Annotated in this window: 17 protein-coding genes and 1 tRNA gene; 9 read left to right on the top strand and 9 right to left on the bottom strand. The window is 62.6% G+C overall.

Going from position 1 to position 22,123, the window contains the following annotated elements; translation table 11 throughout:
* Genes NKI70_RS05935 through NKI70_RS05925 form a run of 3 tightly spaced genes read left to right on the top strand, consistent with a single transcriptional unit; the run spans position 1 to position 2,893 of the window.
* On the top strand, positions 1 to 918 hold the full coding sequence (locus tag NKI70_RS05935; protein WP_352724382.1) for a dihydrodipicolinate synthase family protein: 918 nt from the start codon (positions 1 to 3) through the stop codon (positions 916 to 918).
* Complete coding sequence (locus tag NKI70_RS05930; RefSeq protein ID WP_352724416.1) at positions 915 to 1,925, top strand: ABC transporter ATP-binding protein; 1,011 nt, start codon at positions 915 to 917, stop codon at positions 1,923 to 1,925. The genes NKI70_RS05935 and NKI70_RS05930 overlap by 4 nt, the downstream gene beginning before the upstream one ends.
* Positions 1,925 to 2,893: an ABC transporter ATP-binding protein gene (locus NKI70_RS05925; RefSeq protein WP_352724381.1), complete on the top strand. Its 969-nt coding sequence runs from the start codon at positions 1,925 to 1,927 to the stop codon at positions 2,891 to 2,893. Before NKI70_RS05930 ends, NKI70_RS05925 begins: the two co-directional genes overlap by 1 nt.
* Positions 2,894 to 2,909: 16 nt before the next feature.
* Here the strand turns inward: NKI70_RS05925 and NKI70_RS05920 are convergent, their stop codons facing one another.
* The 3 genes from NKI70_RS05920 to NKI70_RS05910 form a co-directional block, all read right to left on the bottom strand.
* The gene (locus NKI70_RS05920) at positions 2,910 to 3,665 is read right to left on the bottom strand and encodes a haloacid dehalogenase type II (RefSeq protein WP_352569477.1); all 756 of its coding nucleotides are present in this window, start codon (positions 3,663 to 3,665) and stop codon (positions 2,910 to 2,912) included.
* A gap of 246 nt (positions 3,666 to 3,911) precedes the next feature.
* Positions 3,912 to 4,244 carry a DUF167 family protein gene (locus NKI70_RS05915; RefSeq protein ID WP_352569478.1) on the bottom strand — a complete coding sequence of 111 codons (333 nt, stop codon included), beginning with the start codon at positions 4,242 to 4,244 and terminating at the stop codon, positions 3,912 to 3,914.
* Positions 4,241 to 4,543, bottom strand: a complete 303-nt coding sequence (locus tag NKI70_RS05910) for a YggT family protein (RefSeq protein ID WP_292657287.1) — start codon at positions 4,541 to 4,543, stop codon at positions 4,241 to 4,243. The genes NKI70_RS05915 and NKI70_RS05910 overlap by 4 nt, the downstream gene beginning before the upstream one ends.
* A 166-nt stretch (positions 4,544 to 4,709) precedes the next feature.
* On the opposite strand from NKI70_RS05910, the gene NKI70_RS05905 reads away from it, so the two are divergent.
* From NKI70_RS05905 to NKI70_RS05890, 4 genes are all read left to right on the top strand, one after another.
* Positions 4,710 to 4,785 (top strand) — tRNA-Ala (locus NKI70_RS05905).
* A 239-nt stretch (positions 4,786 to 5,024) separates the two neighbouring features.
* Complete coding sequence (locus NKI70_RS05900; RefSeq protein ID WP_352724379.1) at positions 5,025 to 5,483, top strand: hypothetical protein; 459 nt, start codon at positions 5,025 to 5,027, stop codon at positions 5,481 to 5,483.
* A gap of 120 nt (positions 5,484 to 5,603) precedes the next feature.
* The gene (locus NKI70_RS05895) at positions 5,604 to 8,816 is read left to right on the top strand and encodes an AfsR/SARP family transcriptional regulator (protein ID WP_352724378.1); all 3,213 of its coding nucleotides are present in this window, start codon (positions 5,604 to 5,606) and stop codon (positions 8,814 to 8,816) included.
* A gap of 222 nt (positions 8,817 to 9,038) precedes the next feature.
* Positions 9,039 to 10,379: an LGFP repeat-containing protein gene (locus NKI70_RS05890; protein ID WP_352724376.1), complete on the top strand. Its 1,341-nt coding sequence runs from the start codon at positions 9,039 to 9,041 to the stop codon at positions 10,377 to 10,379.
* Positions 10,380 to 10,756: 377 nt separating this feature from the next.
* Here NKI70_RS05890 and NKI70_RS05885 read toward each other — a convergent pair whose 3' ends face one another.
* From NKI70_RS05885 to NKI70_RS05860, 6 genes are all read right to left on the bottom strand, one after another.
* A complete protein-coding gene (locus NKI70_RS05885) occupies positions 10,757 to 12,811 on the bottom strand; it encodes a M3 family metallopeptidase (RefSeq protein ID WP_352724415.1) in 2,055 nt (684 codons plus the stop codon).
* 90 nt (positions 12,812 to 12,901) lie between these two features.
* A complete protein-coding gene (locus NKI70_RS05880; RefSeq protein ID WP_352724374.1) occupies positions 12,902 to 13,312 on the bottom strand; it encodes a nuclear transport factor 2 family protein in 411 nt (136 codons plus the stop codon).
* Between the two features lie 10 nt (positions 13,313 to 13,322).
* On the bottom strand, positions 13,323 to 13,967 hold the full coding sequence (locus NKI70_RS05875) for a carbonic anhydrase (RefSeq protein WP_352724373.1): 645 nt from the start codon (positions 13,965 to 13,967) through the stop codon (positions 13,323 to 13,325).
* Positions 13,968 to 14,136: 169 nt separating this feature from the next.
* Positions 14,137 to 15,162: a transporter gene (locus NKI70_RS05870; protein WP_352724372.1), complete on the bottom strand. Its 1,026-nt coding sequence runs from the start codon at positions 15,160 to 15,162 to the stop codon at positions 14,137 to 14,139.
* An 86-nt stretch (positions 15,163 to 15,248) separates the two neighbouring features.
* Positions 15,249 to 16,853 carry an inorganic phosphate transporter gene (locus NKI70_RS05865; protein WP_352724371.1) on the bottom strand — a complete coding sequence of 535 codons (1,605 nt, stop codon included), beginning with the start codon at positions 16,851 to 16,853 and terminating at the stop codon, positions 15,249 to 15,251.
* A 144-nt stretch (positions 16,854 to 16,997) separates the two neighbouring features.
* Positions 16,998 to 17,534: a TetR/AcrR family transcriptional regulator gene (locus tag NKI70_RS05860; RefSeq protein WP_352724370.1), complete on the bottom strand. Its 537-nt coding sequence runs from the start codon at positions 17,532 to 17,534 to the stop codon at positions 16,998 to 17,000.
* Positions 17,535 to 17,684: 150 nt separating this feature from the next.
* Between NKI70_RS05860 and NKI70_RS05855 the strand changes: the two genes are divergently transcribed.
* Both NKI70_RS05855 and NKI70_RS05850 read left to right on the top strand, forming a co-directional pair.
* The gene (locus tag NKI70_RS05855; protein WP_502894513.1) at positions 17,685 to 18,962 is read left to right on the top strand and encodes an efflux RND transporter periplasmic adaptor subunit; all 1,278 of its coding nucleotides are present in this window, start codon (positions 17,685 to 17,687) and stop codon (positions 18,960 to 18,962) included.
* Entirely contained in the window at positions 18,959 to 22,093 is a 3,135-nt protein-coding gene (locus tag NKI70_RS05850; RefSeq protein ID WP_352696926.1) for an efflux RND transporter permease subunit, read from the top strand. Before NKI70_RS05855 ends, NKI70_RS05850 begins: the two co-directional genes overlap by 4 nt.
* Positions 22,094 to 22,123: the final 30 nt, after the last annotated feature.

The raw sequence follows: 22,123 nt of genomic DNA, 5'->3' as shown, positions 1-22,123 counted from the left end.
ATGCCCCTGTTTACCGGCGTCGTGCCACCTGTCGTCACCCCGCTCAATGCCGATTTCAGCATCGACTTTCCGTCGTTCACCCGCACCATCGAGAACCTGCTCGACGGCGGCGTTCACGGGCTGTTCGTGCTCGGCTCGACCAGCGAGGTGGTCTTCCACGACGAGGCGGGCCGCAGGGCCGTCCTCGAGCACGCGGTCAAGGTCAATAACGGCCGGGTTCCGATCTTCGCCGGGGTCATCGACCCGACGACCGACCGCGTCATCAACCACGCCCGGATCGCCAGATCGGCCGGCGCCGACGCCATCGTCGTCACCGCGCCGTTTTATACCCGCACCAGCCAGCCGGAGATCGGCGACCACTTCCGCTATACCAAGGATGCGATCGACATTCCGGTCATCGCCTACGACATCCCGGTCTGCGTCCACGTCAAGCTGGAGCGCAAGACCACGGTCGGCCTCGCCAGGGAAGGCGCCATCGCGGGCATCAAGGATTCCAGCGGCGATGACGGCAATCTGCGTTACGTGCTCAAGGACATGGCCGACGACCCCGGCTTCTTCGGCATGACCGGCTCCGAGATACTGGTCGATAGCGTGCTGGCCATGGGTGCGCATGGCGTCGTGCCGGGGCTCGCCAATGTCGACCCGCATGGTTATGTCAGGCTGTGGAAGCTGACGCAGGCGGGCCAGCATGCCGAAGCCCGCCTGGAGCAGGAGCGGTTGTTGAAACTGTTCGAGATCGTCTGGATCTCGCTCGGCAGGACCAGCGCCGGCTCGGCCGGCGTCGGCGCCTTCAAGGCGGCGATGAAGAGCCTCGGCATCATCGCCTCGAACACCATGGCGCGGCCGCAGCGCAGCCTGAACGACGAGGAAACCGCAAAGATCGACATGATCCTTCGCGATGTGGGGCTGCTCCGCTGAGTGCCGCGCCGATCCTCTCGATTTCCGGCCTCCGCTCGGTGTTCCGCATCGCGGGGCGCGACATCGCGGCGGTAACGGATGTCGACCTGACGATCGGCTCCGGCGAGACGGTGGCGCTCGTCGGCGAATCCGGATCCGGCAAATCCGTCACCAGCCTGTCGATCATCGGCCTGTTGCCGAAAAGGGTCGGACATATTGCCGAGGGATCGATCGCGCTGCGGCGCAAGAACGGCACGGTCACCGAGCTGACCAGCCTCGATGCCGAGTCGCTGCGCAAGATACGCGGCAATGAGATCGGCATGGTGTTCCAGGAGCCGATGACCAGCCTCAATCCGGTCTACACGATCGGCGAGCAGATCGCCGAACCGATCCGCATCCATCTCGGCAAATCGCACCGCGAGGCAGCAGCGGACGCGGTGCGGCTGCTGGAACAGGTCGGCATTCCCGATCCGAAGCGGCGGGCGCGGCAATATCCGCACGAACTGTCGGGCGGGATGCGGCAGCGCGCCACCATCGCCATGGCGCTGTCCTGCGATCCGGGCTTGCTGATCGCCGACGAGCCGACAACCGCGCTGGACGTCACCATCCAGGCCCAGATCCTCGATCTTTTGGCCGAACTGCAGGCTCAGCGTGGCATGGGTATCCTGTTCGTCACCCACAATCTCGGCGTCGTCGCCGAAATCGCCGACCGGGTGGCGGTGATGTATGCCGGGCGTATCGTCGAAACAGGTCCGGTGAGCGAAGTGTTCACCCGTCCGCGTCATCCCTATACGGCAGGGTTGATGCGCTCGGTGCCGCGGCTCGGCCAGGCCACGGCGCTGAAGGCGGCGGGAACGCCGCTGCCGACCATTGCCGGAAATGTTCCGTCGCTCGCCTTGCTGCCCAAGGGCTGTTCCTTCGCGCCGCGTTGCCCGATGGCTATCGCTGCCTGCCGCGCCGCGGTCCCGCCATTGTTTGGGGCGACGCCGACCCAGCAAAGCCGCTGCCTGCGTTGGGAGGAGCTCTGATGGCCGACGCCCCTTTCCTCGCTGTCAAAAACCTGACCAAGCATTTTGCGCCGACAGCGTTCTCGCGCGGACCCGTCGTAAGGGCGTTGGAGGATATTTCCTTCGACATCAGGCGTGGCCAGGTGGTCGGCCTGGTCGGCGAATCCGGCTCCGGCAAGACGACGATCGGCCGCTCGGTGCTGCGTCTGATCGAGCCGACATCCGGCCAAATCAACTATGACGGCACCGACATCACCAGGCTGGGTGCCGCCCAGTTGCGCCGCCAGCGCCGTAAGATGCAGTATATTTTCCAGGATCCCTTCGCCAGCCTGTCGCCGCGCATGACGATAGGGCAGATCCTCACCGAAGGCCTGGACATTCAAGGCATCGGCAAGAAGTCCGAGCGGCGGGCGAAGGCCGAGAAGGCACTTGCCGCGGTCGAGTTGCCGGTCGACGCCTATGACCGCTACGCCCATGAATTTTCGGGCGGCCAGCGCCAGCGCATCGGCATCGCCCGGGCGCTGACGCTCGAGCCGGAATTCATCGTTGCCGACGAGCCGGTCTCGGCACTCGACGTCTCGATCCAGGCGCAAATCATCAATCTGTTGCGCGACCTGCAGCTCCGGCTCGGCCTGACCATGCTGTTCATTTCGCACGATCTGGCCGTCGTCGAGTACATCTGCGACACGGTCATCGTGCTCTATCTCGGGCGCATCATGGAAGTTGCGCCGGCGGCCGAGCTTTATGCCCGGCCGCAGCATCCCTACACGCGCGCGCTGCTGTCAGCCATTCCATCGCTCGATCCGCTGGCCAGGCAAGACCGACAAGTGCTCAAGGGCGATATTCCAAGCCCGGCAAACCCGCCGTCGGGCTGTGTTTTCCGAACCCGTTGCCCGTTTGCGGTGGAAGCTTGCGCCGGGGCTGTACCGCCGCTGAGGGCGACAGCCGAGGGCCATCTGAAGGCCTGCATCCGCGACGACATCGCTTAGGTTTTCTGCCCTCGGCCTACGGGAGAACGTGGGCGAGATGGACAAGGTCGTCGGCCACAAAGTCCCAGCTCTCAAGAGGCGAGAGATCGGTCGTCTGCGCCGGGCCATGCTCTTTTGGCCGAGCAACAAAGGCGGTTCCGATACCGCACCTTCGCGCCGCAGCCAGGTCGTCATTATGCGCGGCGACTAACACGGCCTCCGAAGGTCGCACCCCCAGGATCTCCACTGCACGGAGATAAGCCTGCGGCGCAGGCTTGTAGGTGCCGAACACATCCGAGCCAAGGACGGTGTCCCAAGGCAGGCCGGCGCGCTTGGCCATATCCAGCAACAGCCGGGTATTGGCCCCTGACAAGGGCACGATGATGAAGCGTTCCTTCAGCCTCGCAAGGCCTTTCAGCGAATCGGGCCACGGCTCCAGCCGGCGCCAGGCGAGGTTGAGTTCCTCAAGTTCGGCGGTCGGCAGCTCGGATGGGGCCAGCCCGAACTGGACGAGGGTGGCGTCCAGATTCTCCCTGTTGATCACGTCGAGTGAAACGAAAGGCCGGTGCCCCGTCCGCACCGCCTCGGTCGAGGCGTCATAGCGCGACGCCCACGCATCGGCGAATTCACCGGGATCGACCTGCTGTGCACCGTTTCGCGCCAGGAAGGAGCCGGCCTCCCTTGCGATACCGCTGCGCCAATCAACGACGGTTCCCAGAACATCGAAGAATAGGACTCGAGTGGCGGTCATATTGAGCTTTCGGGCGGGGTTGCGGTTGGTGTCCTGCCGCATCGGTCGCGATAGGACGGATCGACCGCGTCGAGCTGCTGATCAGATAGTCGAAATGTTTAAAAGCCTGTTCGCGAAGGTGGTTCCCCCGACCTCATTGAAACGTCGTCGACGCCAACCCATATGCAATGTGCGTCGGATGTTTCCTCCCATTCGTCCGGCGCGTTCCCCTCTGAAGGTTTTCGACCTTCACATCTGGCCGGGCTTTGCAGCCTGGCCTTTTTTGCGGGGTAAGTGAGCGAGCCGAGATCATGGCGCAGACGTGCCCAGCGTATCGATGCGTTTCGCTAGCGCCGCAGTATCGCCAAGCACACGGACCGTCTTCAGCCGAGCGGTGCCGCCGGCGGCGATCGAGACGCCCGATGCCGGCACGCCAAGCGCCTTAGCTACCAGCCTTTCCAGCGCTCGATTGGCGGCTCCGTTTTCCGGCACGGCGCGGACGCGGGCTTTTAGATAGCTTCGCCCATCCACCGATGTTTCCATGCCCTCCAGCCTGTCCATCGCCGCTTTCGGCGTCAGCCGGACGAACAGGTCGATGCCGTCGGCGCGAAGTCGAAAGAAACGGTTCGTCTCGTGACTCACATCGATCCGATACCGAACATCGGCTGAACGGTCGTGTCTAGGAACACGCTGATAAATGTCAGCGCAAGCAACAGGATGATCGGCGAGATATCGATCCCGCCAAGGTCCGGGAGGACGCGGCGGATCGGCCGCAATGCCGGCTCGGTCAGCCGATAAAGCATGTTGCCGATAGAGTCGACAAGCTGGTTGCGCGAGTTGACGACGTTGAAGGCGTAAAGCCACGAGAAGATAGCCGCACCAATCACAATGTACCAATAGATATTAATCGCGGCATGCAGCGTATAAAAGACTGCGATCATCGGTTGCTCCTTGCGAACGCCCGACATGTAGCCACTGTAGGTGAAAGCGGCAAGAGCCGCCTTCCGCCGCATGGCGAAGCCGGACGAACGGCCGAACGGCATTTCGGCAGCAAGCGCAGCCTTGACAGGAAACCGCAGCGGCCGATAAAAGCCCCATCCGCTGGACGGGGCTGTAGCTCAGCTGGGAGAGCGCGTCGTTCGCAATGACGAGGTCAGGAGTTCGATCCTCCTCAGCTCCACCAGCGGATTTTTAGAATCCCTTGCCTGGTTGCATGCCGAAGACCCGCTTGGAGTCCATGGCTATCCTCAGCTGAAGCAACCGAATGCATCGCGAGCCTCTGCCGGCTTGGCACTGTCATCGCCGGGTGGATTCACATCGGCGACGTAAAGGCCTTCTACACCAGTAGCGTATGCGGCCTATTGCTACTGCGCCTCGTCCTTGCCAGACTTGGCCCGTCTTCAAAACCGAGGGGAATTCACTATGACCAGCACGACAAGACGTGATTTTGTAGGTCTTACAGGAGTGGCAGCGACTGCCCTGGCCGGTGCTGTTGCAACACGAGCTACCGCTGCTGAAACCGACGTATCGCCATCGTTCGATGAGGTTCTTCAAGAGTACAATCAAAACAACACAGAAAGGACTAGATCAAAGCTGGCGATCTATGTGGTGCTTTCTCATCTGCACGCCAGTCTCGAGGACGAATTTAGCGACCTTGGGCTAGAGCTGCCTTTAGGGAAAAAAGCGTTGCCATCGAACCTGCCGGCCAATTTCGCGGACGCGCAGGTTGCACCCCTTCCTTGGCTCTTCAAGTCCTCGGAAGTTACCGACCACGAACGAAACGGCTATGCGACGATTGCAATGCGAATGAACGCAGTGATGGCAAGACACACCGCCGACGTGAGTGTCGGGGTTTCGCATATCATGTCGCACAAGGGATAGGCGCGACCTTGCCGGCGAGCACGGCACGTCAGGCGAGCACAACGCCGGCCGGCGATTTGTTGTTGCGGGCGAACCGATTGCCTGTTTTCGCGAGGCGACTGCGCTGCGAGAGTCCTCACAATGGATAAATCCTTCCGGGACGCGCCGCGCGAGATAGCAAAGCTCTCGGCACCCCGGCCAGTGGGAATTGTCAGCCGTCCGCGCGTAGTGGCGCTGCTTTCGCAGGCCCTCGACAGCGGTGCATGCTGGCTGGCTGCGCCTGGTGGATACGGCAAGACCACCGCGGTGATCGACTTTCTGGAACACGGCGGGCTGGAACAAGGCGGGCTGAAGCAAGGCGAATCGGCGTACAACTGGTATCGGGTCGACACCGAGGACCAGGACGTTGCGCGCCTTTTCCACTATCTGACGCTGTCGCTCGACGGCAGGCATGCCGGCATGCCGGTCTTTGGTCCGGAATATGCCGACAATTCCGACGATTTCGCGCGGCTGTTCTTCCGCACCTATTTCTCGCGGCTTGATCCGGGCACGATCCTGGTCCTCGACGATCTGCATCGTGCCGATGCGCCAGGCTTTCGCCGGACGCTGGCGATCCTGTTGCGCGAACGCCCCAACACCGTCCGCTGCATCTGCACATCGCGGATGCTGCCCGAGGGCGATGTCGCCGACCTCGTGCTGTCGGGACAGTTGCCGGTCCTCAACCAAACACTGCTGGAGTTTTCGCCTGCGGAGGCTCGCAACCTCGTCACCGCCCGCTCGCAATCGCCGTCCGAGGTCGGCGACATTTCGGAGGCGCGCGGCTGGGCGGTGGGCCTTCTCCTGCTGGCCAACGCCGGAATGTACTACCCGCTTTCGCAGACCGGCCTTGCCGGAGGCGCCGGCCTTCGGGAGATTGTCGGACGTTATTTCCTGCGCGACGTCGCGCCGGAGGACCAGGATCTGCTTATCAGGCTCAACGTTCTGCCGGAGATCAGCACGGAGCTTGCCGATGCGTTCCTGGGCTCGCCGCAGGCTGCTCGCCTGCTGGTGCGGCTGCAGCATCGCCAGCTGCTGATCACGCGCGACGGTCCGGGCGGCGCCGCCTTCCAGCTGCATGACTTGTTGCGCGAATACCTTGCCGGCCTACTGGACCGGCGCGTGACGGAAGCGGACCGTTCCAGGCTGCGCGAGCAGGCAGCAAAGGTCCTGCACGAGGCAGACAAAACCGACGCGGCAATCGTGCTGGCGTTGCAGGCGGGCGCCTGGCCGCTGGCACGCCAGCTCATTCTGGAGTGCGCTAACGGCGTTCTCTCGCAAGGGCGCAGGGCCAGCTTCGTCGAATGGTGCAACAGGCTGCCCCCCGACCAGATGGACGGGTGGGTCCATTATTGGCTGGGCGTCGCCTTCGCATCGGACGATGCGAAGGCCGAACCGCACTTCTCCAAGGCATGGCAAGCATTCGAGAACACCGACATGCGCGGCCAATGCCTGACGGTGGCGCGGGCGGTCGTAGTCAAGACCGCCAGCTGGCGTACGCATGAGGGGCTGGCGGATTGGACGCGCCGAGCCTCACAGGTTCTTGCCAAGGGATTGCCGGAGTTGGATCCGGAGGAACTCATGATGGTCAGGCTCGGCATCCTGCGGGCCGTCGATTTCGCCGAACCTGGCGAATTCGACGCCCATGACGCGAAGCGCCTCGTGAATGATATCCAGCAGCGCCTGACACATCTGCCGATCGAGGATTCGGTCGAGTTGCGCCTGCTGGCAAGCGAAGCGCTCATCGACTACGCGACCTCGTCGGGGCAGCGCGACATTTTTGCCAATGCCGTGGACAGCGTTGCCGCCGATCTCGAAAATCCGGATATCCCGCCGCTGGTGCTCGGCATGTGGCTGGTGTCCTTTGGCTCGGCCAGCGGCCGTTACTTCCCGTATTCGCGGCGCGGTTTTGTCTATGCCTCGCCCGAGGATGCGTTGCGACGCGCAACGGCGATAGGCGAGCAGCACGCGTTACGGGGCGTCGAGTTCAGCGCCCTCTATCAGCTTCAATTGCTGATGAAGCTTCACAACAGGTTCTCGGAATTCAATGCGCTTGTCTCCCGGCTGGGCGAGATCGCGGACAGCAGGTTCACAACCCAGGTCGCTGTAGTCGCCGACTGCCACGCGGCGATGCACACGCGCAACGGCGACTTCGTCAAGGCTTATCTCGACTGCGATGCCTTCATGGATGCGATCGAGCGGGCGAATGAGCCGATGATCGAACGCTGGCCGCATTACGTCACCAAATACCAGGTCCTGCTGGCCGATCGGCGTCCAGCGGAGGCCATTGCGCTACTCCAGGAGATCGTCGAAAGGCTGAGCGGCGGCCCTCGCCAGCGCGTCGAACTCAACATTCTGGCCGCTCAGGCCCTGGAGCAGAAGTGGAACGGCGGCGCGTCCTATGGCACTCGTCTGGCTGAATTCATGGAGGTGTTGCGCCAGGTCAACCCCTCCGCAATCCTGCTCAACCTGCCGGACATATTGGCCGATCTGGTCGCCGATGCGCTGGAGCGAAAGATCGACGTCGATCTCTGCCGCCGCGTCGTTCGGGCGCGATATCTGGTCCCGCCCGTCGGCCGACCCGCCCAGTGGCCTTGGCCGCTCAGGATCCACTTGATGGGAGGCTTCCGCCTCGAAATCGATGGCGCCGAGGTCGCGCCCGGTGCCAAACCTACCCGCGCGCTCGACATATTGCGCATTATCTGCCTGTCGAGGGACCAGGTCTGTTCGGTGGAAACCCTGCAGGATTGGCTCTGGCCCGACCTCGACGGCGACCAGGCCAAGGCGGCCTTGGAGCAGGCGCTGCATCGTCTGCGCAAATTGCTCGGGCAAGGCGAACTCGTGACGCTGAGAGAAGGCCGTTTGCGGCTCGCTGCCGACAAGGTCTGGATCGATCTGCAGGATTGGGAAGACCGGCTGAAACCCGTTCTGTCGGGCCAAAGAGACAGCGCAATCGAGGAGCAGGAGATGCTGCTGGAAGGCTTTGTCGGCCCGCTTTTCTCGAATGGCCCGACGCCCGCCTGGTCGAACGCCGCGGCCGACCGGGTGCGGGACGGGTTGGTGGAGCTTGCCGTGCGGATCGCCAAACACTGGCAGAGCCAAGGCAACGCGGATCGGGCACGCCAGGCGTGCCGGCGTGCGCTCGATTTCTACCCGGAATCGGCCAAACTCCATGGCACGCTCATCCAGGAGAGCCTCTCCAGGAACGACCAGGCCGGCGCCATCGAGGATTACCGGCGCTATGAACGCGCGCTCGCTTCGACCGGCGATGACGAGCCCTCGCCTTTGCTGCGTTCGCTCGTGCGCCCGTTTCTCTAGACCGGTTCGTTTCACGGAAACGCCGAACCGCTCTATCTCTTTATTTTTTGCGCAATTCCGGACGGAAAACCGTTCCACACTTTTCCTGGAATTGCTCTGGCGCAGCTCGGAACTCCGTAAGCCGTCCGTAAGTCGCGGTCTGGGAACCTCGGCCCGTCGATCAAAACCGATCGCCGGAGGCCTGAAGCCCCCGATACCAACACTCACAGGAAGGAAAAGGTCATGCCGTATACTGCCAGAGCAACTTCGAGAGTGCGTGCCGGCACCATCCGCGCTGGAGCGACAAGACTTTCCGACCAGCTCAGGATCGGGCCTTGGTCGCTCCTCTCGCCCGAAGCTGTCATACAGCAAAAGTACAACTCCCTTGGAGGCGCCGGCTTCGCCGAGATCGACAGGAAGGACACTGGAAAAGCCTGGTATCTCAAGAACGGCTCATGCATTTGTTACAACGATGCCATGCACGACGCCTTTCAGATCCATGGCGAAATCTATAGGAAGTGGATTGCGCTTGGCGGTCTCGCGTGGGGCATTCCCTGCACCGACGAAACCGGAACTCCCGACGGCGTCGGCCGATACAATCACTTCAACAACAATACCGCTTCGATCTACTGGACACCGAACACCGGTGCTCAAGCGATTTGGGGGGCAATTCGCGGCAAATGGGCAGCAATGGGCTGGGAGCGCTCGGTTCTCGGCTATCCGGTCACCGACGAAACCGGAACTCCCGACGGCGTCGGGCGCTACAACCATTTTGCCAATGCCGGCTCGATCTACTGGACACCGAACACAGGAGCCAACGTGGTGTACGGTGACATCCGCAAGAAGTGGGAGAGCCTGGGCTGGGAACAGTCATATCTGGGTTATCCCACGACCGACGAGACCGAATTTGCCGAAGGAGGCCGCGCCAATCTGTTTGAAAACGGCGGCATATACTGGTGGCCCGACACCGGCGCGATCGACCTTCGAGACGTCGTCGTCCACTATACCGGCCTCCATTGCTTCGGCGAGACCGACTGGGATCAGGGGCCGGGTGGTGCGGACGAGCCCTATGTCATCGTCAGCGTGGCAACGCCGCAGATCGCCGACACCAAGCGCAGCCAGGTCTATGGCGACGTCGATGCGGGAGATACGAGACCCGACCTGATGGAGGTCTATCGAGGCAAGCCCTACGGCATCAATATCGGTACGGTGCTGATGGAAAATGATTTCGGCGATCCGAACAAGTACAAGGACGAAGTGCAGAAGGTCGTGATGGGCGTCCATACGGCGGGTACGCTGGCTTTGGGCCTCATTCCGGTGGCAGGACCTATCATTGCCGCGATAGCCGGCCCGGCCCTGGGATCCTTGATGCCATCGATCGGCGGCGCCATCAGCGATCTCTTCGATTGGGGCGATGACAGGATCGGGAGCGCGACAGTGACCATCTCCGCAAGGCAGATGGTGTTGCTCGCGGCACGTACGAACAATACCACCTTCAGCGGGATTGGGTTCAAAGTGGAAACGCCCCTGATTTCCGGCGAGGGGGCTTCCTACAAAGCCTATTTTGGCTTTGTGCCTGCCTAGGCCAATCGCCCCGGCAAAAAAGCTTGCCGGGACAATCAACTTACCAGCCCCGCCTTCCGTTGGCGGGGCTGACGTTCGCGACTGAGAGTTTCCGTAGCGGTCGTCGCAAGGCGCGATCCAGATGCGGCAGCGGCCGATCAGCATCGCGGGCAAGCTGTCGTTGCCTACCCCGCACAGCCCGTAGCGCCGCCATGAACGCGGCTCCTTCGGCCGGAACGATGGAGACCGCATTAAGTGCAGTCACCTCAACGACGCGGCCGCAGCCAACGAGGCCGAACGGGACCGGCGGAAACCGGATCAGGCGATGCGCAACCCGCCGCCATGACAGCCGAGATCAATCAGGATGGAAAGACAACGGTGACAAGAGCGGGCATGCATCACACCAGCCCGCGCTTGGCCATCATCGCTTCCGGGGAAGGCATCTTGCCGCGGAAGGCGGTGTAGAGTTCTTCCGGGTCCTTTGAACCGCCGGCGGCGTAGATGTTCTTGCGCAGCCGCTCGGCCAGCGCCGGATTGAAGGGATCGCCTGTTTCCTCGAAGGCGGCGAACGCGTCGGCGTCGAGCACTTCCGACCACATGTAGGAGTAATAGCCGGCAGAATAGCCATCGCCGGCGAAGATATGGCCGAAATGCGGGGTGCGGTGACGCATGGCGATGGTGTCAGGCATATCGAGCTTTTCGAGTGTTTCGGCTTCGAAACGAAGCGCCTGTTCCGGTGCATCCGGCCGGGCGTGGTAGGCCATGTCGACCAACGCCGAGGCGGTGAACTCGACGGTGGCGAAGCCGGCGCCGAAGGTGCGCGCCGCCAGCATCTTGTCGACCAGCGCCTTTGGCATCGGCTTGCCGGTCTTAATATGCAGCGCATGCTTTTCCAGCACCGCCGGCACCGTCAGCCAGTGTTCATAGAGCTGCGACGGCAGCTCGACGAAATCGCGGCTGACCGAGGTGCCAGCGACCGATGGCCAGGTAACGTCGGTCAGCATGCCGTGCAGCGCGTGACCGAATTCGTGGAACAGGGTCTTGGCCTCGTCGACCGACAGCAAGGCTGCCTCGCCGGCCGGCGGCTTGGCGAAATTCATGATGTTGTAAATGACCGGCTTGGAGCCATCGCCTAGCTTGTAGCCGGATTTCAGCGCGCTCATCCATGCGCCGGAGCGCTTCGAGGGTCGCGCGAAATAATCGGCGAGGAACAGGCCGCGCTCGCTGCCGTCGGCATTCTTCACCACGAAAACCCGAGCGTCCGGGTGCCAGGTGGCAATGCCCTTCTTTTCTTCGAAAGAAATGCCGAACAATCGTGTTGCAACGTCGAAACAGGCCTCGATGATGCGGTCGAGCTGCAGATACGGCTTCAGCTCGGCCTCGTCGAAGGCGAATTTCTCTGCGCGCAGCTTCTCCTGATAGAAGCGCCAGTCCCAGGCGGCGAATTTCTCGTTGCTGCCGGCCTCGGCCGCCAGCCGCTGCAATTCGGTCTGGTCGCTTGCGGCCTTTTCCACCGCCTTTTCCCAGACTGGATCAAGCAGCGCGTGCACCGCCTCCGGCGTCTTGGCCATGGTATCGTCGAGCTTCAATGCGGCGTAGGAAGCATAGCCGAGCAGCTTCGCCTTCTCGGCGCGCAGGCGCAGCATGTCGCGCACCACTTCCGTGTTGTCGGTGGCGCCGCCATTCTGACCACGCATGATGAAGGCGCGGAACGCCGTCTCGCGCAGATCGCGCCGTTCTGAGAAGGTCGAGAACGGCTCGTAGATCGAACGCGACAAAGTGACGGCGTAGCGACCCTTCTGGCCGCGCATCTCGGCGGCTTCCGCCATCGAGCTTTTCAGGAATTCCGGCAGGCCGGCAAGGTCGGCCTCACCGAGGAACAGCACCCAGTCGCGCTCGTCGGCAAGCACGTTCTGGCCGAAATTGGTGCCGAGCGACGACAACTCCTCGTTGATCGATGCAAGCCGCTTCTTGCCTTCGGCGTCGAGCCTGGCGCCGGAGCGGACGAAATTTTTCCAGGTCTTTTCCAGCACCCGCAGCGTTTCGGCATCGAGCTTCAAAGCCTCGCGGCGCTGATAGAGATCGTCGATGCGGGCAAACAGTCGCTCATTCATCGAAATCGCCGAGTAATGCCGCGACATCTTTGGCGAGATGTCGCGCTCCAGCGCCTGGATCGCTTCATTGGTGTGGGCGCCGGCGCGGCACCAGAAGATCGAGGAGACATGGTCGAGCGCCTCGCCGGCAAGCTCGAGCGAGGCAAGCGTGTTTTCGATCGTCGGTGTCCCGGTGTTGCCGGCAATCGCCTCGATCTCGGCCTCATGCGCCTTGAGGGCCTCATCGAAGACCGGAGAAAAATCACCGTCGCCGATGCGCGTGAAATCGGGCAGGCCGAGCGGCCCTTGCCATGCGGTCAGCGGATGAGCGGCGAGGTCGACGGTGGACGGCATGGGCAAACTTTCGCTGAGTGGCGGGAGAAGATGGATCGTCACCGATGTAAGGCGCCGGCCGGTTGCGCGCAACAGCGGGTCCCGTTCATGGTTCCGTCAGTAGCCGTCGCAATTTTCGGCGATCGCGGCCTGCGAACTGGCGGTGATCTGGTCGTTGGCGACCGCAAAGGTCTCCTGCATCAGCATGTCGTTGCTGGGAAAATCATAGCAGGCGATGACAGTGGTGACGCCACCCTCCGTCTTCTCGATCCGGTGGCGGATTTCGGCCCCGGCGACGGCGCCTTGCCACTCGGCGATCGAGGCGATGAATTCCTGCTTGCTTTGCACGACGCCGAGGTCGTCGAGCTTGATGCGGACGTCGTCGGCAAGCAGGTCCGACAATTCCGTGCGATCGGCGACGAGCAGTGCCGAGTACCAGCGGTCGATGATCGCCCTATCGTCGGCACGGGCGACATTTGCCGAGCAGAGCAGTGCCGCAGCCGCGAACGCGTCCCGAAGTCGCACCATGCCCAGCCTCCTACTCCGTGTCGGGCCGCTCGAAATCCCCGGTGTCCTTGTTCATCACCCAAAGCTCGCCGGTCGAAATATCGAACCAGGCACCGTGCAGCGACAGTCGCCCCTTGCCTTCGAGGATCGAGACACAAGGGAAGGTACGCAGATTGGCTATGGAATAGCGGATCGAGATGCGCTCCAGCGCCGTCTGGCGCTCGGTCGCGGTCATGAAGGTGCTGGACGATACGGTCTCGGCCGCAGGCGCGATCAGGCTCATCCACTTGCCGATGAAATCGCCCGGGGACAAGGGTGCGGCCGTGGTGTCGAGTGCCGCGCGGATGCCGCCGCAGCGGCCGTGGCCCATCACCACGATGTTCTTGACCTTGAGGCTCTGCACGGCAAATTCGAGCGCCGCCGATGTCGAGTGGAACTGATCGTCGGGCGCATACGGCGGCACCAGATTGCCGACATTGCGCAGCACGAACAGCTCGCCGGGCCCGGCATCGAAGATCGCTTCGGGCGCGGCCCGCGAATCGCAGCAGGCGACGATCATCGTTTCCGGTGCCTGGCCCTCCCGCGCCAGCGAGCGATAACGGCCGCTTTCGGTGAGATAGCGGCCGCTCATGAAACTGCGGTAGCCGGTGAGAAGATGCTCGGGAAGATGGGGCATGGGCAGCGGTGGGAGCCTTTCCGGGTTGAAGGCAGCTCGGTTCAATCCCGAAAGGCTCTAGCGCATCGGCCCGAAAATCGGAACCGATTTTCGGAAAGCGGGATGGCGTGGTTTCGACGTGCCAGCCCGTATTGTGACACAGGTGAACGAATGCCGCCATTAATCGGCCTCAGAACCGCAGATTGGCGCCGGCGCGCAGTAGAAGCCAGTAGAACAGGCCGGTCGCGCCAACCGCCAGCAGCATCGCCAGGAAGAAGCCGCTGGGACTCTCGGCAAATGGCAGTCCGCCTGTGTTCATGCCGAAAATGCCGACGATCAGCGTTCCTGGCAAAAGCAGCGCGCTCATCACCGCCAGCGCCTTGAGGCTACGGTTCGATTCGTCGGCAAGCTCAGCCGCAAGCTCCTCCTGCAGCAGCCTTGCCCGGTCGTTGATCATGACGACCTCGCGGTCGAGCCGTTCAAGGCGCGCAGCAAGCCGGCGCAGAACTTCATGTGCGCCGGCGGAAAGGTTCCAGGCGGAACGGTCTTCATCCTGGAAAAGCGCTGCCAGGGCCGCGATCGGCCGATGCAGGGATACGGCAAGGCGGCGCACATCCTTCAGCTGCCGTCTTTCGTCGGCAAGCCGCTCGGTCACGAGATGATCCTCGACTGCATCCAGCCGCTTCGTTGCCGCGGCGAGCCGCAGGCTGGTGGTCTTGCAAAAAGCCATGACCAGCGTTTCGAACAGCTCGAATGCCGTGGCCGGCCGCAGCCCCGCGGCAAGGGCCGTGTGCACTTCCTCCACTGCCGCCAGCGGATGCCGGCGGCCGGTGACCAGCAGCCGTTCCGAGACCGCAAAATGCAATCTGCCGATGGTCGTCGACTGATGGGCGATCTCGCCATGCAGATCGGCCGAAATGCCGTGGACGACGCCATTCTCATGCGCCAGCACTAGGCTGTCCTCATGTCCTTCGAGGATTGCATGAGCCGACGCCGGCAGCGCGCAGGCATGGCTGACCCAGGAATGGGCGCGCCGGTCGACAAGGTCGACATGCAGCCAGACCCAGCCGTCCGGTAAGGCCAGCGCGGCCTCTATGTCTCGGGGCGCCAGCGGTTCGGGAGCTTTGCCGGGAGCGGCATGATAGGCCCGGACCAGCCCGGGAGCATGATGCTGATCGTCCGCGGCAAGCAATGTCAGATGCGATGCGTCATTCATGGCCGCCGCCGAAATAATGCACGTTCAGGTGATCAGGGCGGCGCCGGGGCCGGTGCCGCGACATTCTGGTCAAACCCTGCCCCCGCTCAGAACACCTGGCGGAAGATGACGAACAACACGAAGGCAAGACAGATGGAGACCGGAAGGGTCAGTATCCAGGCCATCAGCATGTTGCGCACCGTCGACCATTGCAGGCCCGAGCCGTTCGCCGCCATGGTGCCGGCAACGCCCGAGGACAGCACATGGGTGGTTGAGACCGGCAGGCCGAGATAGTCGGCCGATGCGATCGTCGCCATCGCGACAAGCTCGGCGGACGCACCCTGACCGTAGGTCAAATGGCTTTTGCCGATCTTCTCGCCGACGGTGACGACGATGCGCTTCCAGCCGACCATGGTGCCGAGGCCGAGCGCCAGCGCGATGGCGACCTTGACCCAGAGCGGGATGAACTTCGTCGCGTTGTCGACCGCCTTATGGTAGGTCGTCACCGCCTTCAGGTCGTCTGCCTCCATCGGCAGCAGCTTCTTCTTGTCGATCAGCTTCAGCGCTTCACCGATAAGATAGATGTTGTTGCGGGCGTTGCTCACCAGCGTTGTCGGCAGCTTTTCCACGGACGGATAGGGCGACAACATGGCGCTGGTGTCGTGGATGAAGCTCTGCAGGGCAGGCGTGGTCTCGTCCTTCCAGGTCTTGGTGCGAACGGCGTTGCCGACCACGGTTGCCGCATCGGTCACGGCGACGCCGGGCTTGACGTATTTGCCGAGTACCGTTTCGACCTGCGTCGCCGCCGATTTGTAAGCTTCGAGATAGTTCACGTCCGGTGTGCGGTTGAGCGCGAAGGCGGTCGGCACGACGCCGATCGGGATGAGCATGATGAGGCCCATGCCCTTTTGCCCGTCATTGGAGCCGTGGGCAAAGCTGACGCCGGTGCAGGTGAAAATAAGCAGCGCCCGAATCCACAGCGGCGGCGGCGCGCTCGACTTGGGCGCCTCGTAGAGCTCGCGGTTCCTGACCAGCAGCTTCATCACCAGAAGCAGCAGTGCAGCCAGGCCAAAACCGACCAGCGGCGAGATCAGGAGCGACAGGCCGACATTGGACGCCTGCGACCAGTCGACGCCGCTGGTGACGGAGCCGGCCGGGGCCATGAACTGGTTGGCGAGACCGACGCCGATGATCGAACCGATCAGCGTGTGCGAGCTCGAGGCCGGCAGGCCGAGATACCAGGTTCCGAGATTCCACATGATCGCTGCGACCAGCAGCGCGAAGACCATGGCCAGCCCCGCGCTCGATCCGACCTGAAGGATCAATTCGACCGGCAGCAGCGATATGATGCCGAAGGCGACCGCCCCGCTGGCGGTAAGCACGCCGAGGAAGTTGAAGAAGCCGGACCACATCACTGCAAGCTCGGCCGGCATGGAATGCGTGTAGATCACCGTTGCCACCGCATTGGCAGTGTCGTGAAAACCGTTGACGAATTCGAAGCCGAGCGCGATCAGCAGCGCCAGCCCAAGCAGGATCCACGGCACCGCGATGGTGCTGGTCAGGTCCTGGCTGAGCGCGTAGCCGACATAGGCAAGGCCGCCCAGAATGATGACGGCAAAGGCCGGCAGAAACCATTTACCGGTGTCGTTTGGCCGGTCAAGCGGATGCTCCGGCCTTGGAATTCCTGCCTCGCTTGAAACAATATCGACCACACCCCACTCCTCCTGCGTTGCAGCAAAGAATGGGAGGACGCTATGTCGGCACGATGAAGCCTGTGTGACGGCAGGCACTTTGGGTTGACGCAACGGGCGATCGACGCGACCGAGGCAGTTGAACCCGGCCAGCGCATTCCTAGACTATTCCGCGATCTCCAGCAGGGTCGATATCAGCAGCCGGCGCTCTTCGGCGGAGAGAATGTCCGAACCGAACAGGTTCATGCTGCGAAGCCCTTCGATGGCGAGATAGCAGACCAGCAGCGCCCTAAGGTTCGGCGTTTCCTGCTTCAGCCGCTCGAACAGCTGCCGCCTGAACGATTTTATCGGGGTCAGGAAATCGGGATCCTCGGCAATCGCCGAAAATATCCAGGATGCCGACGGTTTCGATTCCTCGGCATGCTCGGCCGACAGCTTGATATAAGTTGCAAGCGGGCTTTCGCCGTTGACGCCGGCCGTGCGGGCGGACTCCAGGGCCTGCTCGAAGGCGCGCAGGTAATCCTCTACCAGCGCCTGCATCAATTTCGCCTTGGTCGGGAAATTGTAGAGAAGACCACCCTTCGACACGCCGGCACGGCTGGCGACCGCATCCAGCGACAGGCTGCCAGGACCCGTCTCGCGCGCCACGGCGGCGGCGGCGGCGAGAATCTTCTCGCGCGAATTTGCTCTGCGGGCCTTCATCAAGCGTTCCCCATTCATTAGCTTAGGCGGAATTGACAAGACCGTCCAGACGGTACAGTAAGATCGCCGTCATTTGAAATTGGGACCAGTCACAGGTATGTGTTCCGGTCGTCCGACTGTTATGCTGGGCCGTGGCCGAGGGGACTGTTCGTGATCAAGCGCTTCATCATCGCCTTCATTCTGCTCGTGCTGGTGTGCGGCGGCATCGTCGGCTTCAACCTGTTTCACGACATGGCAACCAAACAGTTCTTCGCCAGCATGAAGCCGCCGGCCGCGACCGTGTCGACGGTCATCGTCAAACCGATGTCCTGGACGCCCGGCATCGAGGCGATCGGCACTGTCAGTGCCGTACGCGGCGTCGACCTCACCGTCGAAACCGCGGGCATCGTCAAGGACATCCTGTTCCATGCCAATCAGAAGGTCGCCGCCAACGCCGTGCTGCTTCAGCTCGACGATGAAGTCGAGCGAGCCGACCTCGTGGCATCGAAGGCGCAAGCCACATCCGACCAGACGACGCTGATGCGCGCTCTTGAGCTGCAGAAGCGCGGGGTCGGCACCGACGCTACGCTCGACACGGCGCAGGCAGCAGCATCGGTCTCCGCAGCGCAGGTAAACAAGCTGCAAGCGGTGCTCGACCAAAAGCAGTTGACGGCCCCTTTCAAGGGTACCGTCGGTATTCCGAAAATCGACCTTGGCCAGTATCTCACACCCGGCACCGCTGTGGTGACCTTGCAGGACATGGATACGATGCGTGTCGATTTCACCGTGCCGGAGCAGCAGCTTCCGCAGCTGAAGATCGGACAGACGGTGCGGTTGGGCGTCGGCGGCGGCGACATGCCGTTCACCGGCAGCATCCGCGGCATCGATCCGAAGATCGACCCGACCAGCCGGCTGGTGACCGTGAGGGCGGAGGTCGGCAATCCCGAAGGCAAGCTGACGCCCGGCCAGTTCGTCCAGGTGCGCGTCGAACTGCCCGAGGAGAACGACGTGCTGGCGCTGCCGCAGACGGCGCTGACTTCCAGCCTGTACGGCGACTTCGTCTTCGTGGTGCGCCCGGCCAAATCCGCCGAAGCCAACGGCGCGGCGCCCGAGGCAAAGCCGGAAGAAAAGCCGGCTGCAGATGCTGCCAAGCCCGCGGCCGAAGCACCCGCGGCAAAACCCGACGAAAAGCCGGCTGCTACCCCAGCCAAACCGGCAGAGGAGGCCAAGCCGGCAGCGGAAGAACAGAAGCCGCAGCTCGTGCTCGCCCAGGTGTTCGTCAAGCCAGGCCGCCGCAACGCCGGCCTGGTCGAGATCCTGGAGGGCATCGCGCCCGGCGACGAAGTCGTTACCGCCGGCCAGAACCGGCTCTCCAACGGCATGTCCGTTGCCGTCGACAACACGATCGATCCGAGCAAGCCGGGGAACCAGCAGGCAGCCCAGCAATGAGCTTTTCCGACCTCTTCATCCGCCGCCCGGTCCTTTCGACCGTGCTTGCCTGCATGATCCTGCTTCTGGGTTTCCAAGGCATCTTCAACCTTTCGATCCGGCAGTATCCAGAGGTTGAAGAAACGGCCATCACCATCACCACTGCCTATCCCGGCGCCAGCGCCGACCTGATCCAGGGGTTCATTTCCGCGCCGATCGCGCGTGCCGTCGCGTCGACCGAAAACATCGATTATGTCACGTCGGCGAGCCGGCCGTCATCCAGCACCGTGACAGTGCAGATGAAACTCGGCTCCGACCCTGACGTGGCGCTGAACGAAGTCTTGTCGAAGGTCCAGAGCGTGCGCGGCGATCTGCCGGACGAAACCAAAGACCCGGTGATCGTCAAGGGCACCGGCCAGCAGTTCGCGATGATGTACATCTCGATGCAGAACCCGAACATGACGCCGGAACAACTCACCGAATATATCGAGCGCGTCGTGCGGCCGCGTATCTCGACGGTCGAAGGTGTTGCCGACGTGCAGATTTTCGGCGCCGCCGAATACTCGATGCGTGTCTGGATCGACCCGATCAAACTGGCGGCGCGCGGCGTGACGGCGGCGGAAGTGCTGACCGCCATCAACGAATCGAATTTCCTCTCCGCGCCCGGCGATACCGAAAACGAATATGTGGCTTCCTCGATCACGGTTCGCTCGACCCTGCAGACGCCGGAGGCTTTCGCTGCCCTTCCGCTCCGCTCGAAGGACGGCAATGTGGTGAGACTGCGCGACGTGGCCCGCGTCGAGCTCGCCGCGGCGAACACCGACACCAGGGTCACCTTCAACGGCAAGCCCGGCATCTTTCTCGCCATCTTTCCGACGCCGGCCGCCAATCCGCTGACCACCGCGGCGGCAATCCACAAGATCGTGCCGACCATCCAGGAGACGCTGCCGCAAGGCATGACGATGGAGATCGTCTACGATTCAACCGAGCAGATCAGTGCGTCGATCGAGGAGGTGTTCAAGACCATCGGCGAGGCGGTCGCCATCGTCATCGTTGTTATCCTGCTCTTCCTCGGCTCGTTCCGCTCGGTGCTGATGCCGATCGTGACCATTCCGCTGTCGCTGATCGGCGTCTGTTTCCTGCTGTTTTCGGTGGGCTATTCGATCAATCTTTTGTCGTTGCTGGCCATGGTGCTGGCGATCGGCCTCGTCGTCGACGATGCCATCGTGGTGGTGGAAAACATCCACCGCCACATGGAGGAAGATGGCTTGTCACCGATGCAGGCAGCCTTCAACGGCATGCGGGAGATCTCTTCCGCCGTCGTCGCCATGACGATAACACTGGCCGCCGTGTTCGCGCCGCTGGCCTTCACCGGCGGCCTGACCGGCGCGCTGTTTCGCGAATTCGCGGTGACGCTTGCCGGCTCGGTGGTGCTTTCGGGTGTCGTCGCCCTCACCATCACACCGATGATGTCGGCACGTATCCTGAGGTCCGGGTCGCACAGCCGCTTCCAGCGCATTGTCGACAATACGTTCGGGCGCGTCGAACACATCTATGAGCGGCTCGTCACCGGTTCGTTGAACTATCGCCCGGTGACGCTGATGATCGTCCTCGCGCTGGTCGCCACGACCGGTTTCATGTTCACCAAGACCTCGAGCGAACTGGCGCCGGAAGAAGACCAGGGCTTCTTGCTATCTATTGTGAACGCGCCGCGCTATGCGACCTCGGACTACACCGAGACCTATGTGAACCAGATTCTCGGGCTGGTGAATGATATCCCCGAAACCAGGGCGCGGTTCTCCGCCGTCGCGTTCCAAGGCCCGACGAACAGCGCTTTCGTCGGCTTTGCGTTCAAGGACTGGGCCGAGCGCGCGCGCAGCTCGAAGGAACTTCAGGAAGACATCACTGCCCGCCTTGCCAAGGTGGCAGGCGTCGATGCTTTCGTCTTCGCGCCGCCGACGCTGCCCGGATCGGGCGGCGGCCTGCCAATCACAATGGTGGTGCGCTCGACCGGCGAGGCCTCCCGAGTGTACGAGGCGGCCGAGGACATCAAGAACAAGGCGCAGGCCTCCGGTCGCTTCCTCGCCGTGCAGAATTCAATGTCCTATGACGCGCCGCAAGTGACGGTGACGATCGACCGCGACCGCGCAGCCGCGCTCAACCTGCCGATCGCCGACATCGGCCGGACGCTGACGCTTCTGGTCGGTGGTGCCGAGGTGGCGCAGTTCGACCGCGAATCAAACAGCTACGACATCATCCCGCAGGTGCCGCAGAGCTTTCGCGACAACCCTGAAAAGCTGGGCGAGTATTTCGTGCGCAGTGTGTCTGGCGAGATGGTGCCGCTCTCGGCGGTGGTGAAGATCTCGACCAACGCGTCGCCTGCTGTGATCGAGCAGTTCAATCAGTTGAATTCCGCAACAATTTCCGCCCTGCCGCTGCCTGGTGTCACCACCGGCGACGGTTTGAAAGCAATCGAGGATATCGCCAAGGAGAGCCTGCCGGACACTTTCTTTATCGACTATTCCGGCCAATCGCGCCAAGAGAAGGAACAGGGCAACACCATCCTGATCGCCTTCGCGGCGGCGGTGCTGGTCATATACCTGGTGCTGGCCGCGCAGTTCGAAAGCTTCCGCGATCCGCTGATCATCATGATGTCGGTGCCGCTCTCGATCTTCGGCGCCATATTGCCGCTCAACATGATTCCGAATCTCAATTTGATTTTCATGATCAGCGGCTTGCAGTTCAGCATTCCACCCGCGACACTCAACATCTACACGCAGGTTGGCTTGATCACGCTGATCGGCCTCATCACCAAGCACGGCATCCTCCTGGTCGAGTTCGCCAACCAGCAGCGTGAAATGCACGGCATGCGGCGCCGCGATGCGATCATCGCGTCGGCGAGGGTGCGGCTGCGGCCGATCCTGATGACGACGGCGGCGATGGCGCTCGGCGTGGTGCCGCTGATCATCTCCAGCGGCGCGGGTGCCGCGGCACGCTATTCGATGGGCCTGGTGATCTTCACCGGCATCCTGGTCGGAACCATGTTCACGCTGTTCGTTGTGCCGATGTTCTACACCTTTATCGCCAGCAAGGACCTGCCGCATCACGCCGAAAAGCCGGATCCGAACCTGATGCCGGTGATGCCGGATTAGACTGCACTAATACTGCACTAATAAAGAGGG

The sequence above is a fragment of the Mesorhizobium sp. M0500 genome (assembly GCF_040321165.1).
Classification (GTDB): Bacteria; Pseudomonadota; Alphaproteobacteria; order Rhizobiales; family Rhizobiaceae; genus Mesorhizobium.
Note: the sequence above shows the minus strand (reverse complement) of the source record. Positions and strands in the feature narration are given on the sequence as shown.

Excerpts from the sequence above, each read along its gene's own strand:
- NKI70_RS05850 (WP_352696926.1), top strand. The coding sequence starts at position 18,959 with ATGAGCTTTTCCGACCTCTTCATCCGCCGCCCGGTCCTTTCGACCGTG.
- NKI70_RS05920 (WP_352569477.1), bottom strand. The coding sequence starts at position 3,665 with ATGCGGCAGGACACCAACCGCAACCCCGCCCGAAAGCTCAATATGACC.
- NKI70_RS05870 (WP_352724372.1), bottom strand. The coding sequence starts at position 15,162 with ATGAATGACGCATCGCATCTGACATTGCTTGCCGCGGACGATCAGCAT.
- NKI70_RS05880 (WP_352724374.1), bottom strand. The coding sequence starts at position 13,312 with ATGGTGCGACTTCGGGACGCGTTCGCGGCTGCGGCACTGCTCTGCTCG.
- NKI70_RS05935 (WP_352724382.1), top strand. The coding sequence starts at position 1 with ATGCCCCTGTTTACCGGCGTCGTGCCACCTGTCGTCACCCCGCTCAAT.
- NKI70_RS05860 (WP_352724370.1), bottom strand. The coding sequence starts at position 17,534 with ATGAAGGCCCGCAGAGCAAATTCGCGCGAGAAGATTCTCGCCGCCGCC.
- NKI70_RS05875 (WP_352724373.1), bottom strand. The coding sequence starts at position 13,967 with ATGCCCCATCTTCCCGAGCATCTTCTCACCGGCTACCGCAGTTTCATG.
- NKI70_RS05890 (WP_352724376.1), top strand. The coding sequence starts at position 9,039 with ATGCCGTATACTGCCAGAGCAACTTCGAGAGTGCGTGCCGGCACCATC.
- NKI70_RS05925 (WP_352724381.1), top strand. The coding sequence starts at position 1,925 with ATGGCCGACGCCCCTTTCCTCGCTGTCAAAAACCTGACCAAGCATTTT.
- NKI70_RS05910 (WP_292657287.1), bottom strand. The coding sequence starts at position 4,543 with ATGATCGCAGTCTTTTATACGCTGCATGCCGCGATTAATATCTATTGG.
- NKI70_RS05895 (WP_352724378.1), top strand. The coding sequence starts at position 5,604 with ATGGATAAATCCTTCCGGGACGCGCCGCGCGAGATAGCAAAGCTCTCG.
- NKI70_RS05900 (WP_352724379.1), top strand. The coding sequence starts at position 5,025 with ATGACCAGCACGACAAGACGTGATTTTGTAGGTCTTACAGGAGTGGCA.